The sequence below is a fragment of the Mycolicibacterium phocaicum genome, from assembly GCF_010731115.1.
Classification (GTDB): Bacteria; Actinomycetota; Actinomycetes; order Mycobacteriales; family Mycobacteriaceae; genus Mycobacterium; species Mycobacterium phocaicum.
On record NZ_AP022616.1, the window covers coordinates 2,682,170 to 2,697,859 of the forward strand.

General features: G+C 65.5%; 19 protein-coding genes. 11 read left to right on the plus strand and 8 right to left on the minus strand.

Annotation, left to right across the window (positions count from 1 at the left end; translation table 11 throughout):
- The first annotated feature begins 50 nt into the window (after positions 1 to 50).
- From G6N46_RS12895 to G6N46_RS12905, 3 genes are all read left to right on the plus strand, one after another.
- Positions 51 to 1,601, plus strand: coding sequence for an arylsulfatase (locus G6N46_RS12895; RefSeq protein WP_061003284.1), 1,551 nt, complete (start codon positions 51 to 53; stop codon positions 1,599 to 1,601).
- A complete protein-coding gene (locus G6N46_RS12900; RefSeq protein ID WP_061003286.1) occupies positions 1,602 to 2,495 on the plus strand; it encodes an HAD family hydrolase in 894 nt (297 codons plus the stop codon). It begins immediately after the preceding gene.
- A gap of 151 nt (positions 2,496 to 2,646) precedes the next feature.
- Positions 2,647 to 3,522 carry a formylglycine-generating enzyme family protein gene (locus G6N46_RS12905; RefSeq protein WP_064860374.1) on the plus strand — a complete coding sequence of 292 codons (876 nt, stop codon included), beginning with the start codon at positions 2,647 to 2,649 and terminating at the stop codon, positions 3,520 to 3,522.
- A 10-nt stretch (positions 3,523 to 3,532) separates the two neighbouring features.
- Here the strand turns inward: G6N46_RS12905 and G6N46_RS12910 are convergent, their stop codons facing one another.
- Positions 3,533 to 4,102, minus strand: a complete 570-nt coding sequence (locus G6N46_RS12910; RefSeq protein WP_061003291.1) for a TIGR03086 family metal-binding protein — start codon at positions 4,100 to 4,102, stop codon at positions 3,533 to 3,535.
- A gap of 93 nt (positions 4,103 to 4,195) precedes the next feature.
- Between G6N46_RS12910 and G6N46_RS12915 the strand changes: the two genes are divergently transcribed.
- Positions 4,196 to 4,786, plus strand: a complete 591-nt coding sequence (locus G6N46_RS12915) for a CGNR zinc finger domain-containing protein (protein ID WP_082934866.1) — start codon at positions 4,196 to 4,198, stop codon at positions 4,784 to 4,786.
- Between the two features lie 95 nt (positions 4,787 to 4,881).
- Here the strand turns inward: G6N46_RS12915 and G6N46_RS12920 are convergent, their stop codons facing one another.
- On the minus strand, positions 4,882 to 5,427 hold the full coding sequence (locus G6N46_RS12920) for a redoxin domain-containing protein (RefSeq protein WP_163692740.1): 546 nt from the start codon (positions 5,425 to 5,427) through the stop codon (positions 4,882 to 4,884).
- Between the two features lie 99 nt (positions 5,428 to 5,526).
- On the opposite strand from G6N46_RS12920, the gene G6N46_RS12925 reads away from it, so the two are divergent.
- The gene (locus tag G6N46_RS12925) at positions 5,527 to 6,153 is read left to right on the plus strand and encodes a TetR/AcrR family transcriptional regulator (RefSeq protein WP_082934864.1); all 627 of its coding nucleotides are present in this window, start codon (positions 5,527 to 5,529) and stop codon (positions 6,151 to 6,153) included.
- 15 nt (positions 6,154 to 6,168) lie between these two features.
- On the opposite strand, the gene G6N46_RS12930 is transcribed toward G6N46_RS12925, so the two are convergent.
- Genes G6N46_RS12930 through G6N46_RS12945 form a run of 4 tightly spaced genes read right to left on the minus strand, consistent with a single transcriptional unit; the run spans position 6,169 to position 8,223 of the window.
- On the minus strand, positions 6,169 to 6,408 hold the full coding sequence (locus G6N46_RS12930) for an anti-sigma factor family protein (protein ID WP_082934863.1): 240 nt from the start codon (positions 6,406 to 6,408) through the stop codon (positions 6,169 to 6,171).
- On the minus strand, positions 6,405 to 7,040 hold the full coding sequence (locus G6N46_RS12935; RefSeq protein WP_064860392.1) for an RNA polymerase sigma factor: 636 nt from the start codon (positions 7,038 to 7,040) through the stop codon (positions 6,405 to 6,407). The genes G6N46_RS12930 and G6N46_RS12935 overlap by 4 nt, the downstream gene beginning before the upstream one ends.
- A gap of 21 nt (positions 7,041 to 7,061) precedes the next feature.
- Positions 7,062 to 7,778, minus strand: coding sequence for a flavodoxin family protein (locus G6N46_RS12940; RefSeq protein WP_064860370.1), 717 nt, complete (start codon positions 7,776 to 7,778; stop codon positions 7,062 to 7,064).
- The gene (locus tag G6N46_RS12945; RefSeq protein WP_082934868.1) at positions 7,771 to 8,223 is read right to left on the minus strand and encodes a YkgB family protein; all 453 of its coding nucleotides are present in this window, start codon (positions 8,221 to 8,223) and stop codon (positions 7,771 to 7,773) included. The genes G6N46_RS12940 and G6N46_RS12945 overlap by 8 nt, the downstream gene beginning before the upstream one ends.
- 229 nt (positions 8,224 to 8,452) lie before the next feature.
- Between G6N46_RS12945 and G6N46_RS12950 the strand changes: the two genes are divergently transcribed.
- Entirely contained in the window at positions 8,453 to 8,809 is a 357-nt protein-coding gene (locus G6N46_RS12950; protein ID WP_131808826.1) for a hypothetical protein, read from the plus strand.
- Positions 8,810 to 8,947: 138 nt separating this feature from the next.
- On the opposite strand, the gene G6N46_RS12955 is transcribed toward G6N46_RS12950, so the two are convergent.
- Positions 8,948 to 9,394, minus strand: coding sequence for a DUF417 family protein (locus G6N46_RS12955; RefSeq protein WP_138248192.1), 447 nt, complete (start codon positions 9,392 to 9,394; stop codon positions 8,948 to 8,950).
- Between the two features lie 248 nt (positions 9,395 to 9,642).
- Here G6N46_RS12955 and G6N46_RS12960 point away from each other — a divergent pair, with 248 nt between their 5' ends.
- Positions 9,643 to 10,407: an SDR family NAD(P)-dependent oxidoreductase gene (locus G6N46_RS12960; protein WP_064860366.1), complete on the plus strand. Its 765-nt coding sequence runs from the start codon at positions 9,643 to 9,645 to the stop codon at positions 10,405 to 10,407.
- 32 nt (positions 10,408 to 10,439) lie between these two features.
- A complete protein-coding gene (locus G6N46_RS12965) occupies positions 10,440 to 11,663 on the plus strand; it encodes an AI-2E family transporter (RefSeq protein WP_138248184.1) in 1,224 nt (407 codons plus the stop codon).
- Here G6N46_RS12965 and G6N46_RS12970 read toward each other — a convergent pair.
- Positions 11,590 to 12,252: a DUF4245 domain-containing protein gene (locus G6N46_RS12970; RefSeq protein ID WP_138248191.1), complete on the minus strand. Its 663-nt coding sequence runs from the start codon at positions 12,250 to 12,252 to the stop codon at positions 11,590 to 11,592. The genes G6N46_RS12965 and G6N46_RS12970 overlap by 74 nt on opposite strands.
- 90 nt (positions 12,253 to 12,342) lie before the next feature.
- On the opposite strand from G6N46_RS12970, the gene glpX reads away from it, so the two are divergent.
- The 3 genes from glpX to G6N46_RS12985 all read left to right on the plus strand — a co-directional run bounded on the left by glpX (position 12,343) and on the right by G6N46_RS12985 (position 15,607).
- On the plus strand, positions 12,343 to 13,371 hold the full coding sequence (gene glpX / locus G6N46_RS12975) for a class II fructose-bisphosphatase (RefSeq protein ID WP_138248183.1): 1,029 nt from the start codon (positions 12,343 to 12,345) through the stop codon (positions 13,369 to 13,371).
- A 29-nt stretch (positions 13,372 to 13,400) separates the two neighbouring features.
- Complete coding sequence (locus G6N46_RS12980) at positions 13,401 to 14,813, plus strand: class II fumarate hydratase (protein WP_138248182.1); 1,413 nt, start codon at positions 13,401 to 13,403, stop codon at positions 14,811 to 14,813.
- Between the two features lie 434 nt (positions 14,814 to 15,247).
- Positions 15,248 to 15,607, plus strand: a complete 360-nt coding sequence (locus G6N46_RS12985) for a hypothetical protein (protein WP_138248181.1) — start codon at positions 15,248 to 15,250, stop codon at positions 15,605 to 15,607.
- The last annotated feature ends 83 nt before the right edge of the window (positions 15,608 to 15,690 follow it).

Genomic DNA, 15,690 nt, shown 5'->3' on the forward strand with positions numbered 1-15,690 from the left:
GTAAAGTCGAACGGGCACAGCAATTTCCGTTTCGATCGAGGAGCTCTGTCATGCCCGACGGCAAACCCAACATCCTGGTGATCTGGGGCGACGACATCGGCATCAGCAACCTGAGTTGTTACAGCGACGGGCTGATGGGCTACCGCACCCCGAACATCGACCGCATCGCCGCCGAAGGCATGCGCTTCACCGACTCCTACGGCGAGCAAAGCTGCACCGCGGGACGGGCGGCCTTCATCAGCGGTCAGAGCGTGTACCGCACCGGCATGAGCAAAGTCGGCGTGCCGGGCGTCGACATCGGTTGGGCCGCAGAGGATCCGACCATCGCCGAACTGCTCAAGCCCATGGGCTACGCCACCGGCCAGTTCGGCAAAAACCACTTCGGCGACCTGAACAAGTACCTACCGACCGTGCACGGGTTCGACGAGTTCTACGGCAACCTCTACCACCTGAACGCCGAAGAAGAGCCCGAGAACTTCGACTACCCGCACAAGGACCAGTTCCCCCTGCTGTACGAGAAGGCATTGCCGCGCGGGGTGATGAACTGCAAGGCCACCACCGAGGTCTCGACCGAACCTGACGACCCGAAGTTCGGTCCGGTCGGCAAGCAGACCATCGAGGACACCGGCCCGCTGACCGCCAAGCGGATGGAGACCATCGACGACGACATCGCCGACCGCACCGTCGACTACATCAAGCGTCAGCACGAGGCGGGCAACCCGTTCTTCGTGTGGTGCAACTTCACCCACATGCACCTGTACACGCACGTGAAGCCGGAGAGCCGCGGACAAGCCGGGTTGTGGCAGTCCGAGTACCACGACGTGATGATCGACCACGACAAGAACGTCGGCACAGTGCTGGACGTCCTGGACGAATTGGGCATCGCCGACGACACCATCGTCATCTACTCCACCGACAACGGCCCGCACCGCAACACCTGGCCCGACGGTGGCACCACCCCGTTCCGCAGCGAGAAGAACACCAACTGGGAGGGCGCCTTCCGGGTGCCCGAAATGATCCGCTGGCCCGGAAAGATCAAGGCGGGCAGCGTCTCCAACGACATCATCCAGCACCACGACTGGCTGCCGACGCTGCTGGCCGCCGCCGGCGACCCCGATATCGCCGAGAAGCTCAAGAAGGGCCACAAGGCGGGGGCTGATGGAAACACGGACTACAAAGTTCATATCGACGGGTTCAACCTCCTGCCGTACCTGACGGGCGAGGTCGAGCACAGCCCGCGGCGCGGCTTCTTCTACTTCAACGACGACGCCGAGCTGGTCGCGATGCGTTTCGAAAACTGGAAGATCGTCTTCGCCGAACAGCGCTGCCAGGGCACCCTGCGGATTTGGGCCGAGCCGTTCACACCGTTGCGGGTGCCCAAGCTCTTCAACCTGCGCACCGACCCGTACGAGTACGCCGACATCACATCCAACACGTACTACGAGTGGTTCCTGCGGCGCGACTTCTTCGCCTTCTACGCGACGGCGATGGCCGCGGCGTTCCTCGACACCTTCAAGGAGTTCCCGCCCCGGCACCCACCGGCCAGCTTCAGCATCGATCAGATCGTCGAGAAGCTCCACGAGTTCCTGGCGGCGGATTAGGTGTTGGAGTCCTGGAACAACGGCCCGACGAAGTCGGCGATCGTCGACTTCGTCGGGCGCGTCACCACCGACGGGCCGGATTTCGTTGCGCCGCAAGACCGGATCGCGGTCTTCGACAACGACGGCACGCTGTGGTGCGAGAAGCCGGCCTATATCCAGCTGGATTTCCTGGTGCGTCGACTGGCCGAGCAGGCTGCCGCCGACCCGGCGCTGGCGGACCGGCAGCCGTATGCGGCGGCCGCCGCCGGTGACCTCACCTGGTTCGGCGACGCCGTCACCAAGCACTATCAGGGCGATGACAGTGATCTGAAAGTGCTTGCCGGGGGCGTTCTTTCGGCGCACTCCGGGATCACCGTCGAGGAGCATGCCGCGCGGGTGGCGGCATTCTTCGCCGCGGCCCGGCACCCCACGCTGGACCGTCCGTATACCGCGTGCGGGTATGTGCCGATGACCGAGTTGCTGCGTTACCTGGAGTCGCACGGTTTCACCTGCTACATCGTCTCCGGCGGCGGGCGGGACTTCATGCGGCCCGTCACCGAAGCCATGTACGGCATCCCGCCCGAACGCGTGGTGGGCAGCTCAGTGGGTGTCACGTTCGCCGATGGCGATCTGGTGACGACGGCGCAGCCGGAGTTCCTCAACGACGGGCCGGTCAAGCCCGTGCGGATCTGGGGACGGACTGGGCGGCGGCCGATCTTCGCGGCGGGCAACTCCAACGGTGACATCGAAATGCTGCAGTACACCAAGGGTTTTCAGCTATTGGTGTTGCATGACGACGCCGACCGCGAGTTCGCCTATGAAGCCGGCGCCGAGAAGGCACTGACTCTGGCAGAGACCGAAGGCTGGACCGTCGCCAGCATGCAGTCCGACTGGGCCGAGGTGTTTCCTCGTTGATCCCGCACCCACTGGCGTTGACCCTGCGGCAACGGCGTAAAAGTGCGAGAGCGACGCACCCTGAGCGCAGAGTCAACCAGGGGCCGGAGTTGACTCTGCGCCCACGGCGCAAAGTTGCGAGTGGCCCACACCCTCAGCGCAGGGTGAACGCGTGAGTCTGGTCTGGATCCCCGGGCAGACGGCAGTGCTGGGTTCCGACGAGCACTACCCCGAGGAGGCGCCCGCTCGCGAGGTCACCGTCGTCGGCTTCTGGATCCAGCCCCATCAGGTGACCAACGCGGACTTCGCGGCATTCGTCGAAGCCACCGGCTACGTCACCGTCGCCGAACGGCCGCTCAACGCCGCCGACTATCCGGGCGCTCCGGCGGAGAACCTGCAACCCGGCTCCATGGTGTTCCGCCGCACCCCGGGCCCCGTCGACCTGCGTCACCTCAGCCAGTGGTGGACGTGGACGCCGGGCGCGTGCTGGAACCATCCACGCGGCCCCAAGTCGTCGCTGCGGAACCGCGAGAAGCACCCCGTCGTGCACGTGGCGTTCGAGGACGCCGCCGCGTACGCCGACTGGGCCGGGTTGGCCCTGCCCACCGAGGCGCAGTGGGAGGTCGCGGCCCGCGGAGGCCTGGACCGCGCCATCTACACCTGGGGCGACGAAGCCGAGCAGCCCGGGCAACAGCTGGCCAACTTCTGGCACGGCGAATTCCCGTACCTGCCCGACACCGGCTACGGACAGACCACGCCGGTGGGCAGCTTTCCGCCGAACGACTACGGCCTGTTCGACATGGCCGGCAACGTCTGGGAGTGGACCACCGACTACTACGGCGCGACCCGGGACAGCCAACCCTGTTGCGCCGCAGACAGTTACGACCCTGACCAACCGGGGACGCCGGTAGCCCGCCGGGTGATCAAGGGCGGGTCGTTCCTCTGCGCCGACAGTTACTGCCTGCGCTACCGACCGGCGGCCCGTCGTCCCCAAGCGGTCGATACGGGGATGAGCCACATCGGCTTCCGATGTGTGCGGAACGGGTGAGGTAGCCGAATCAAAGTGGATTGCGGCCGGCGAAGGCGATGACCCGCTGCGTCGGACTGGCGTCGCCACCCAATTCAACCCCCGGACCGAACAAGCCCTGAGGTTGTAGAGCGGGCACAAGTGCTGCACCTACGCCCTCTGCCAGCGCAGCCTCAGCGTCATCGAATTCGACCGTTCGTCCCACGGCGACCGCAAGATCCCAGCTGTGGATGAGCGTCGAGTAGGTGATGATGCTGATCGCCTCGGCCGCCGGCATCGATCCGAGCACCGTGGTGACCGGATGCTGCCAGTCACCGATGGTGGCCCAAGCACGTTGGGAACGGCCGATCGACTGCTCAGCAACCGCCAACGGGTCCGACCCCAAAATATCAGCGCCACTGAACAATTCCGCTTCCGTCGGCCCGCTGCCGCCATCGACGGCGGCCGCAAAAGCATCGATCGAGGAGATGGTGTGGCTCAGCAGCGACCGCACCGCCCATCCCGCGCACGGACTCGACAGGTCGAGGTCCGACGCCGTCAACGTCGACACGAGACCGACCAGTCGGGCATCGGCCCCCGAGAGCAATTCAACAGGTCCCATCACAACGCCGCCTAACGCTAGTAGCTGTCATTTACCGTTATAGTTCTACGCGACAGCGGCTAACGTTGTCAACGGAGTGCTACCGTTAATTCGGTGGCAGCCACATCGAGACTGGAGCGCGCGCAGCACACCGGATTTCCCGTGGCCGGCGAGCCATTGGCGGTGGATTTGGCCGACACGATCATCACGGTGACCACACCGGCCACCGACCTGCTCGCCGACGAGACCGCATGCCGCCTGTGGTGGGACCTCCAGCAAGATCGCCTGCCCGACGCTGCGTTGCCACCACCGATGGGCCCCACCGTCGAATTGCGCCAGGCCATCCGCGAGATCCTCGACGCACAAATTGCCGGCACGCCACCCAATGACAGCTCCGTGAGCTATGTGAATCGCGTTGCTGCCGATGTCCCACGGACCAGGAAGTTGGTGCGCGTCCCCACCGGCTGGGCATCGGACATCGAATATCACGCGCCCACCGATCAGCCATATCAGCTTGCTGTCGCCTTCGTCGCTGACAGCCTCATCGACTTTCTGGTCGGGCCAACGTCAGAGCGGCTGCGCCGTTGTGAGAACCCTTCTTGCAGTATGCTTTTCGTCGCGCAGGACGCGCGCCGAAAATTCTGCACCCAGAACATCTGCGCCAATCGCACGCGAGCGGCACGGCATTACCACCGTCACCACTGACGGCGAGCACATCATCCTGCGGCCAGGTCGCCCGCCAGTATCAGATCACCGAGCTTTCCATGACCTCCAATTGGATCAGCAGGGCAGCCTGATCATCACCGATCGACTGCGAGCGCTCGCACCGCGGCAACAATATCGTCGACCGATGGAATGTCGGCTGCCGTGACGGCGTGGTGGGCGTAGGCAATGCGCCCGTCACGGCCGACGACGAACGTGCCGCGTCCCTGCAGAACGTCCGACGTGGGTTTGCCCGCGCGACTGCCCGCGCGCAACACACGAATCAGTCGCATCGGCGAGAACATCGCGTACCGGCCCGCCGAGAATCGCGCCACTTCGGTGGCGCGCTCGAGTTCCTGCCGCGGGTCACTGACGCAGTCGACGGTCAGGCCGCGCTCGACACAAGACGTACACACGGTGTCGATGTCATCGCGATAGACGATGACCACGCGCGCACCCGCAGCAGCAAGGTGGTCGCTGACGCGTTCGAGATCGCGGGCCGCCTGCTGGCAGAACGGACACCACAACCGGTGAAAGGCCACCACAACAGGTCCAGCCGCGATCAACTGCGCGATGCTCACATCCCCACCGGGGTACGCCACCGCGACGTCGACGGGAAACCTGTCCCCCACATCGAGAACCACTGGCACCTCCACTCAGCCAGTTGAGGCCTTGCCCGGCAGCAACTTTCATATAACTGTACTACAAAGTACAGAAATTGGACCAATTGATACATTGAACAGGTGATCACCGAACCGACGACCGACCGCGGACGTGCGACCGTGGCCCGGATCCTCGAAGCGGCGTGCGTGTTGTTCGCCCGACAGGGCGTGCGGGCCACCACGCTCGACGAGATCGGTAACGCCGCCGGCGCGGGCCGTAGCCAGCTCTATCACTTCTTCGCCGACAAAGCCGACCTGGTATCCGACGTGGTGCGGTTTCAGGTCGACAGGGTGCTGTCATCAGTCCAGCCCTCGTTCGGCGAGGTCAACACCGCAGCCGATCTGCGGGCCTGGTGCGCCGACGCGATCCGCGCCCACGCCGCGTCTGACGATCCCATCCGCTGCCCCATCGGCTCGCTGGTCTACGAACTGGACCGCTCCGACGACGGCCCGGCCCGGGCGACGCTCAAATCCGGGTTCGCCCGATGGGAACAGGTCATAGCCGACGCCCTGCAGCGGGTCGCCGACAACGGCGGACTACTGCCGGGCACCGAGCCGGTGGTGCTTGCCGCCGCTTTCCTGGCGGCCTACCAGGGCGGCATGCTGATGGCGGACGTCAGTGGTGATGTTGCACCCTTGCGACACGCCCTGGATACGGCGTTGGCGGCCGCCGTGGGACTGCCAACCAAGCGAGTGCGGTCTCGCTAGTACTGCCCTGATCCCTCAGTGCCAGTTCCGAAACGCCTCGATCAGGCGGCTTCGAAAGCCGGGGTCAAGCTCATCGGCACCGATCTTGCCGACGGTCGCGATGGTGCTGCGGAACTGTTGTAGGTAGTTCTCACAGCCGTCGCAGTCGAGCAGGTGCATGTCGAAGCGCGCCCGGTCCTCCAGATCGAGGGTTCCGTCGAGGTAAGACGTCACCAACTCGACGAGTTCGTTGCAGTCAATCGGATTGGTCGTCATGCGGTATCCCCCAGATAGTCCTCGAGTATCTGCCGGACGGCGGCACGGCCCCGATGGAGCAGGACGCGCTGGTTGGCTGCGCTGATCTCGAGCAGCTCACAGACCTCGTCGGAGTCCAGCCCCAGCATGTCCCGCATTGTCACCACCACGCGTTGGCGTTCGGGCAGTTTGTCGAGTCCCCGCCGCGCGACGGTGATCAGTTCCTGACCCAAGACAGAACCCTCGGGGGTATCCGGGAATGGCGACGGAGCGGCGGCCGGCAGCCAGTGCCCGGGGTAGGGGTCGTCAGCGCCGCGAAAGCGCGCGGGGTCGACGGTTCCTCCGGTGAACGCCACCACCGCCAGATCGGCGTCCCGGCGTTCACGGACACCCCGATTCTTGGCGATATTGATCAGGATCGCGAAAAGCCAAGTGCGCAAGGAAGATCTGCCTTCGAACGAGCCGATCCCCTTGAGCAAGGCGATCCAGGTGTCCTGTACGACATCTTCGGCGATCTCGCGAGTGGATACGTAACCTTGCGCTACCCGTAGCAACGCCGGAGTGTGGCGGTCCACCAGCTCGGCAAACGCGCTCTCGTCGCCGCGTTTCAAAGCGGCGACGAGGGCGTCTTCGTCACCTACGGTCCTGGTCATGATGACCGGGAGCATAGTCGTTCAGCGATACTCCGGGTTGGTGAAGTCGTACCGGCAGCCGGCATCCCACCCGGACCGCACATTGCCGTACGCGGGGATGCCGCCGCCGGCGCGCAACATCCGCGCCAGGTGCATCAAATTCCACGTCATGAACGTGGTGTTTCGGTTGGTGAAGTCGTTCTCCGGTCCGCCCGACCCCGGGTCGAGGTAGGACGGACCCGGGCCGGCCTCCCCGATCCAGCCGGCATCGGCCTGCGGCGGAATGGTGTATCCGATGTGCTGCAACGTATAGAGCACGTTCTGCGCACAATGCTTGACGCCGTCCTCGTTGCCGGTGATCAGGCAGCCTCCGACCCGGCCGTAGTACAGATACTGCCCGGCGTCATTGAGCAGATGCGAACCTCCGTAGAGCCGTTCGTGTACGCGCTTCATCACAGAACTGTTGTCGCCCAACCAAATCGGTCCGGCGAGCACCAAGATGTCGGCAGCCAGCACCTTGCCGAAGATCGCGGGCCAGTCATCAGTGGCCCACCCGTGCTGCCGCATGTCCGGCCACACGCCGGTGGCGATGTCGTGGTCGACGGCGCGCACCACCTCGACCTCGACTCCGTTGGCCACCATGATGCGACTGCTGATGTCGATCAAACCTTCGGTATTGCTCACCTCAGGCGATCGCTTGAGGGTGCAGTTGATGAACAGCGCGCGCAGGCCGCCAGAATCGAAGGACTGTTCAGGCACGATCCGCCACCCGCCCCGCCTGCAGCGCGTCAGCCAATGTCCATGCGGAAATCCCGAGCAATGCAACGTCTTTGATCAGAAACTGGCCCGTCATCGACAGCGCAGGAAAGCCACCGGCAGCCACCTCGCCGATCCCCGGCGTAGTGAACAGAAAGCTGATCGTCGCGATGAACAACCCGACGGCGATCAGACTTCCGACCGCCGACACTCTCGGCCACCACGGCTTGACGGCAAGCAACACCGCAGTGCCGACTTCGAGCACACCCAGCAGGGACGAGAATGTCGAGATGGAGAAGACGTCGTACATCCAACTCATGAATGGACTGTGCGCAACGAGCGGCTGAATACCTTGTGCCTCATACGAAGTGAACTTCAGCAGGCCGATCCAACCGATCACGACGACAAGGCCGTAGCGGGCAAGATGGCCGGCAATTCGACTCACCATGGCCTCTGATGTCGCTGACAGTGTGTAGTCCCGAATCTTGGTCGCGGTCATTGGTTACCCCTTCAGCTCCCTCGCGGCGGGCTATCCGCCGACGATTACGAAACTGAGTGCGCTGCCACCACGTGAGCGTTACGCGACGGCAGAAATCGGCTGTAACGAAGGTGCGTCGCACCGACACTCAATCGGCGAAAGGGGCTGTCGCCCCACCACGAAACGAGGAGTGCACATCATGAGCAACGCCACCAACACCCTGAGCTTGAGAAAGATCACCCGCTGGGCCGTCGTCATCGGCGGCGCCGCGCTGACCCTCGCCGCCGCGCCGAATGCCGCGGCAAATTCCCAGATCCTGCCCACACCCGGTGACGGTCCGGCCAGTATCGCGGTTCAGCAGCTGCAAGCGGCGGGATACGACGTGTCGATCAATTGGCTTGAGGGACATCCGAATGTTCCGCTGTCCGAGTGCAAGGTCGCCAGCATCTCCGGCTTGAAAGTCACGGTGACGGCGTCCGACGTCATGATGATGACGATGGAGCCCGGCGGTCTGAACACCGTCTACGTCGACATCGCCTGCCCTAACGCCAAATAGGCGCTCGGCCGGTTCACCGGCGCGCAGCAGGCCGCCTGTCCTGCTGCGCGCCGGCTGCCCATCGCGGCGCCGCAAACTCGATGTCTGACCGCATTCAGTCGGGCGCGGTGAATTAGGCTGCGTCGGAACAGATTACGATCAAGAGCGTGGCCGGATCGGCGTGCCGTGGCCGAGCGCATCGCCCAAGGTCCAGATGGACACCCCGATGAGCACCAGATCCTTCAACAGGAACTGGCCGGGCAAGGCACCCAGGATCGGCACCGGACCGGCGTGCCCGGCGACGAGACCTGGAGTCGTGAACAGGAAGCTCAGCGTGCCGAGGAACAACACCACCGCCATCGCGCTGCCCACCGCCGACACTCGAGGCCACAGTGGGCGGACCGCGATGAGCGCCGCGGCGGCGATCTCGGCGGTGCCCAATGCCGCGGCGACGGCGTGGTGACTGAGTAGCTGATAGATCCACGACATCAGCGGACTGTGCTCGATCAGCACGTGAGCTTCCATCTTGACGAACTTGCCGAGGCCGATCCACGCCAATCCGACAACCAGCCCGTACCTGGCCACCGCCTGTCCGATGGTCGTCATGCGGCGCGCCTGGACCGCCAGCTCAACAGTCAACGAATCCGTCCCTCTGAAGCGATGAATGCCGCCCGCCGCGAACCTATCTATGTACCGAACAGTACATCAACTGTACTTCGCAGTACACAATCGACACAGAGCGAAGGCGGATTTCGCAGCACCACTCGAATTTCAGGTGTATACAAATTTGTTAATCTGTTCACACCCGCGGCGCCGCAGCCTGCCGAGCCGTCGATCACGCCAGGGAGAAACCAGTGACCACACAGCGCAACGCCCTCATCGTCGGTGGCGCATCCGGTATCGGCTGGGCCACTGCCCGGGGCCTGGCTGCGCAGGGCTACCGCGTCACCATTGCCGACCGGAAAGCCGAACTCGCCGAGGCCCGCGCCGCCGAACTCGGTACACCGCACACGGCGGTCACGGTCGAGGTGACCGACGAGGCGTCCGTCGCCGCCGCCTTCGAGCAGGCCGGCGAGCTCGACGCCGTCGTCAGCTGCGCCGGATTCTCGACCTTCGGGCTCATCGTGGACACGCCGGTCGAAGATTTCCGTGCCGTCGTCGACTGCTGCCTGACCGGTTCCTTCATCGTGACCAAGTACGCCGGACGGCAGCTCCGCGAAGGCGGGTCACTGGTGTGCATCTCGTCGCTCAACGGGCGCCAGCCGGCCATCGGTATGAGCGCCTACAGCGCCGCCAAGGCGGGCCTGTCGATGCTCACCGAGGTGGCCGCATTAGAGTTGGGCCCTAAGGGAATTCGCGTCAACGCCGTCGCCCCGGGCTTCGTGCACACGCCGCTGACCGAAGGTGCGGCGATGGTTCCCGGCGTCGTCGACGAGTACGTGGAGAACACCGCGCTGGGCCGCGCCGGTACGCCCGAGGACATCGCGAACGCCGTGCTGTTCCTGTGCTCGGAGCAGTCGTCATGGATGACGGGCGAGGTGCTCGACCTCAACGGCGGCGCCCACCTGAAGCGCTACCCCGACATCATGAGCCACATCCTCAAGCTCGCGTCGGGATAACAACCGGCGGCAGATCCGTCAGAATCACCGTCATGGACACCGACTTCACGGTCACCCAGAAGCGGGCGCTCGCCGTCGCGACGATCCTGGCGGTCGGATTCGGCGCGTACTTCCTGCGCGGGCAGTTCATGCTGGTCGTAGTGGCCGGAGTGGTGGCCTATCTGTTCACCCCGTTGTTCCGCCGACTGTCGGCACGGCTGAGCACCGGCCTGTCGGCCACACTGACCCTGCTGGCGGCGCTGCTCGTGGTGGTCGTGCCGATCAGCGGGGCCGTCGCCATCGGCGTCGTCCAGATCACCACCATGATCCGCAACGTGTCGGACTGGGTCAGCCGCAACGACATGGGCGCGCTGGGCACCCGGGCGCTGCAGGCCGCCAACGACCTGCTGGCGCAAATTCCGTACCTGCACCACGTCACGCTGACGCCCGAGTCGGTGCAGAAATGGATCGTCAGCTTCGCGCAGCGCGCCGGCGAGTGGGGCCTGAACGTGCTGCAGACCGCGGCGGGCGGGCTGTTCGGCGCGTTGGCCGGTGCCGTGATCTTCATCTACGTGTTCATCTCGATGCTGGTCAACGGCGATGAACTGATCCTGCTGATCCGTCGGCTCAACCCCCTCGGCGAGGACGTCACCGACCTGTACCTGGCCAAGATGGGCGCGATGGTGCGCGGCACGGTCCTCGGCCAGTTCGTCATCGCCCTGGCCCAAGGTGTTTCGGGCGCGATCTCGATCTACATCGCGGGCTTCCACGACGGATTCTTCATCTTCGCGATCCTGCTGAGCGCGCTGTCGGTGATCCCGCTGGGCGGTGGCATCGTCAGCATCCCGTTCGGCATCGGCCTGGCGCTGTTCGGCAACGTCGGCGGCGGCCTGTTCGTGATCCTGTTCCACGTCCTCGTGGTCACGAACATCGACAATGTGCTGCGGCCCATCCTGGTGCCCAAGGCGGCCCGGCTGGATTCGGCACTGATGCTGCTCTCGGTGTTCTCCGGGATCGCGATGTTCGGTTTCCTGGGCCTGGTGATCGGCCCCGTGCTGATGATCGTCGTGGTCACCACGATCAGCGTGTATCTCGCTGTCTACAAAGGTGTTCCGTTGAGCGAGCCGGAATCCGACGCACCCCACGCCCCGGGCCGTCTCGGACGGCTCATCGCCGCGATCCGGGCCCGTCGCACGCCGCCGGCTAAGGCAGCGGCTGCGCCTTCTGCGTCGCCTCAGCCAGAGTCCGATAGTCCGCCGGATTCGCCGAACCACTGACCGCGACCTGCGCCGGGCCCGTCGGCCCGTCGAGCTTCGCGGTCCAGATCGGTTCGGTGCCCTGCTGGTCTTCGCCGGCACCTTCGTACACCACCCAGTGCACGCCGCCGATGTCCTGCGCACCGGTCGGGTACATGCCGGTGTGGATCGAGGACACCAGCTTCTCCTCGTCGGCGTTGCTCTGGACGAGCGCCACGAACATGCCGGCAGCGGTCAGATAGCCGACCTTGGACGTCAGCGCGCGCGTCGGCTGCTTGGTGACGGGATCGGTGCGGCCGGCTTCGATGGCACCGCGCGACCCCGAATTGGCGTGCCAACCCGACGGCAGCTGCGGCACCCGGATCGGGATGCGGAGCGCCGCGGCATCGGCTTTGAGCGCGGCCGGGGCGTCGTACTGCGGTGCCGGCCCCTTGCCCGGGCCCTGCGGCGCGAACGAGCACATCCCGAGCATCCCGGCCAGCGCGATACACGCCACCACCAGCGGGGCGATGGACCAGAACATGTCCCGGCCGTCCTGCAGCAGCCGGTCCTTCGCCGGGCGCGGCACCGGCACCGACTGGCCCTCGGCGACCGCCTCGGGTGCGGACAGCGGCTGACCCTCGGGTTCCGGGGATGATGACGTCACGGTGCTCAGTATCCCAGCTCCCCGGGGCGCACCGGCTAATGGGACAATCTGCGCATGACGCCTTCGCGCCGGGAAGCCCCAGACCGCAACCTCGCTCTCGAACTGGTCCGCGTGACCGAAGCCGGCGCCATGGCCGCCGGCCGTTGGGTCGGCCGCGGTGATAAGGAAGGCGGTGACGGCGCGGCCGTCGACGCCATGCGTGAGCTGGTCAATTCGGTCTCGATGCGCGGTGTCGTGGTCATCGGTGAGGGCGAGAAGGACCACGCGCCGATGCTCTACAACGGCGAAGAGGTCGGCAACGGCGACGGTCCCGACTGCGACTTCGCCGTCGACCCCGTCGACGGCACCACCCTGATGAGCAAGGGCATGCCCAACGCCATCTCGGTGCTGGCGGTCTCCGAGCGCGGCACCATGTTCGACCCGTCGGCCGTCTTCTACATGAACAAGATCGCCGTCGGCCCCGACGCCGCCGACGTCATCGACATCACCGCGCCCATCGGCGAGAACATCCGCCGCGTCGCCAAGCGCCTCAACGAGTCCGTCGCCGACGTCACGGTGTGCATCCTGGACCGGCCCCGGCACGCCCAGCTGATCAGCGAGGTCCGCGAGGCCGGCGCCCGCATCCGGCTGATCTCCGACGGCGACGTCGCCGGCGCCATCTCGGCCTGCCGCCCCGAGTCGGGCACCGACATCCTGGCCGGCATCGGCGGCACGCCGGAGGGCATCATCGCCGCGGCCGCCATCCGCTGCATGGGCGGCGCGATCCAGGCCGTCCTGGCCCCCACCGACGACGATGAGCGCCAGCGCGCCCTCGACCGCGGCTACGACCTCGAGCGCGTGCTGACCACCGAAGACCTGGTCGCCGGCGACAACGTCTTCTTCTGCGCCACCGGCGTCACCGACGGCGACCTGCTCAACGGTGTGCGTTACTTCGCCGGCGGTTGCACCACCCAGTCGATCGTCATGCGCTCGAAGTCTGGCACCGTCCGGATGATCGAGGCCTACCACCGGCTGTCCAAGCTCAACGAGTACTCCGCGGTGGACTTCACCGGAGACCTCTCCGCCGCACACCCCCTGCCGTAGTTTCCGTTCACCTCAACCAAAGGGAGCACATGTCCGACAACGTTGTCGAAGCCGAGTACCGGATCGAGCACGACACCATGGGCGAAGTCCGGGTGCCGATCAACGCCCTGTGGCGCGCGCAGACGCAGCGGGCCGTGGAGAACTTCCCGATCTCGTTCCGCGGCCTCGAGCGCACCCAGATCCGCGCACTGGGTCTGCTCAAAGGCGCCTGCGCACAGGTCAACAAGGACCTGGGCCTGCTGGACCCCGAGAAGGCCGACGCGATCATCGCCGCCGCCGGTGAGATCGCCGACGGTCTGCACGACGACCAATTCCCCATCGACGTGTTCCAGACCGGCTCGGGCACCAGCTCGAACATGAACGCCAACGAGGTCATCGCCTCCATCGCGGCCCGCAACGGCGTCGAGGTCCACCCCAACGACCACGTCAACATGTCGCAGAGCTCCAACGACACCTTCCCCACCGCCACGCACATCGCGGCGACGGAAGCCGCTGTGCGCCACCTGATCCCGGCGCTCGAGGTGCTGCACGAGTCGCTGGCCAACAAGGCCCGCGCGTGGCGCACCGTCGTCAAGTCCGGCCGTACCCACCTCATGGACGCCGTGCCCGTCACCCTGGGCCAGGAGTTCGGTGGTTACGCCCGTCAGATCGAGGCCGGCATCGAGCGCGTCAAGGCGACGCTGCCCCGTCTGGGTGAGCTGGCCATCGGCGGCACCGCCGTCGGCACCGGCCTGAACGCCCCCGACGGCTTCGGCGCCAAGGTCGTCGAGGTGCTGGTGAACCAGACCGGCATCGCCGAACTGCGCACCGCCGCAGACTCTTTCGAGGCCCAGGCCGCCCGCGACGGACTCGTCGAGGCGTCCGGCGCGCTGAAGACCATCGCGGTGTCGCTCACCAAGATCGCCAACGACGTGCGCTGGATGGGCTCGGGCCCGCTGACCGGCCTCGGCGAAATCCAGCTGCCGGACCTGCAGCCGGGCAGCTCGATCATGCCGGGCAAGGTGAATCCTGTTCTGCCCGAAGCGGTTACCCAGGTCGCCGCGCAGGTCATCGGCAACGACGCGGCCGTCACCGTCGGCGGCCTATCGGGCGCCTTCGAGCTGAACGTCTACATCCCGATGATGGCCCGCAATGTGCTCGAGTCCTTCACGCTGCTGTCCAACGTGTCGCGGCTGTTCGCGTCCAAGTGCATCGACGGCCTCGTCGCCAACGAGGACCACCTGCGCACGCTGGCGGAGTCGTCGCCGTCGATCGTGACGCCGCTGAACTCGGCCATCGGCTACGAAGAGGCCGCCAAGGTCGCCAAGGAAGCCCTCAAGGAGAAGAAGACCATCCGGCAGACGGTCATCGACCGCGGCCTGATCGGCGAGAACCTCTCCCTGGCCGAGCTGGACAAGCGTCTCGACGTGCTGGCCATGGCGAAGGTCAAGGACGGCGAGTAGTTTTCTGCGCTGAGCCGCGAAGCCCCCAGAATCCCTGGATTCTGGGGGCTTCGTGTTTCGCCGGAATTCACGTCCAGGGTGCGTACAGATCGTCAGATCCGCGGGCGGGAGGCGCTGGCGGCACAGTCGCGAGGCTCCGCCCGCTGGGCACTCGACAAGCAAATGCCCTGTGCCCGTTGACTTTGCGGTTATGCAGACAAAGTTCGAGTAGCGCGGATCCTGAGCGCACGATCAACGCGAGGCCGACATTGATTCCGCGGCTACGGCGCAAAATCCCGAGTGGACATGACCGTGAGCGCAGGATCAATGGGACAGATTAGCCCGCTCGGCAGCCGCCAGCTCACATCGCAGGTGAAGCGAATGTGAACAGCTCCTTACTGGACAGATACTGCCGGGAAACGGGATTCGACCCGTGCGTTTGCAATTGTGTTGCAATGACGGCCGAGCTCACCGATTCGCACCGAGGTGCCCGGCTGGATGCCGTCCCGTGCATGACGCACGGCCGCTTCTACATGCCGCACACGCACACCGGCGAGCGGCTGCCCAAACCCCAGGCCGAGGTCCTCAAACTCGTGACGACAGCACCGGGTCAACGGAATGCCGATGTCCTGCAGGCCAAGTTGTTCATCGAACTGCTCGAGGACGAACTGGCCGAGTTGCACCTGCAACTGGCGGTGACGGAGCGCCGGGCGGCCAAGCAGGGCGCCGACAAGCATCTCGAGGTACTACGCGGGCGCATCGCCGATCTCCTGGCGATGGTCGACGCGATCGTCGACCGCTTCCCCACCGCGTAGCTCCGCCGCGAGTCAGCTCGTCAGATCGTGGCTCAGCAGATGCGTTGGCGCCCGAGTCGGGCGGAAAAAGTCCGTGAGTTCAA

Bases quoted from the DNA above. Each gene is read 5' to 3' on its own strand.
- G6N46_RS12895 (WP_061003284.1), top strand. From the start codon at position 51: ATGCCCGACGGCAAACCCAACATCCTGGTGATCTGGGGCGACGACATC.
- G6N46_RS12910 (WP_061003291.1), bottom strand. From the start codon at position 4,102: ATGGGACCTGTTGAATTGCTCTCGGGGGCCGATGCCCGACTGGTCGGT.
- G6N46_RS12930 (WP_082934863.1), bottom strand. From the start codon at position 6,408: ATGACGACCAATCCGATTGACTGCAACGAACTCGTCGAGTTGGTGACG.
- G6N46_RS12935 (WP_064860392.1), bottom strand. From the start codon at position 7,040: ATGACCAGGACCGTAGGTGACGAAGACGCCCTCGTCGCCGCTTTGAAA.
- G6N46_RS12945 (WP_082934868.1), bottom strand. From the start codon at position 8,223: ATGGTGAGTCGAATTGCCGGCCATCTTGCCCGCTACGGCCTTGTCGTC.
- G6N46_RS12950 (WP_131808826.1), top strand. From the start codon at position 8,453: ATGAGCAACGCCACCAACACCCTGAGCTTGAGAAAGATCACCCGCTGG.
- G6N46_RS12955 (WP_138248192.1), bottom strand. From the start codon at position 9,394: ATGACGACCATCGGACAGGCGGTGGCCAGGTACGGGCTGGTTGTCGGA.
- G6N46_RS12965 (WP_138248184.1), top strand. From the start codon at position 10,440: ATGGACACCGACTTCACGGTCACCCAGAAGCGGGCGCTCGCCGTCGCG.
- glpX (WP_138248183.1), top strand. From the start codon at position 12,343: ATGACGCCTTCGCGCCGGGAAGCCCCAGACCGCAACCTCGCTCTCGAA.
- G6N46_RS12980 (WP_138248182.1), top strand. From the start codon at position 13,401: ATGTCCGACAACGTTGTCGAAGCCGAGTACCGGATCGAGCACGACACC.
- G6N46_RS12985 (WP_138248181.1), top strand. From the start codon at position 15,248: ATGACGGCCGAGCTCACCGATTCGCACCGAGGTGCCCGGCTGGATGCC.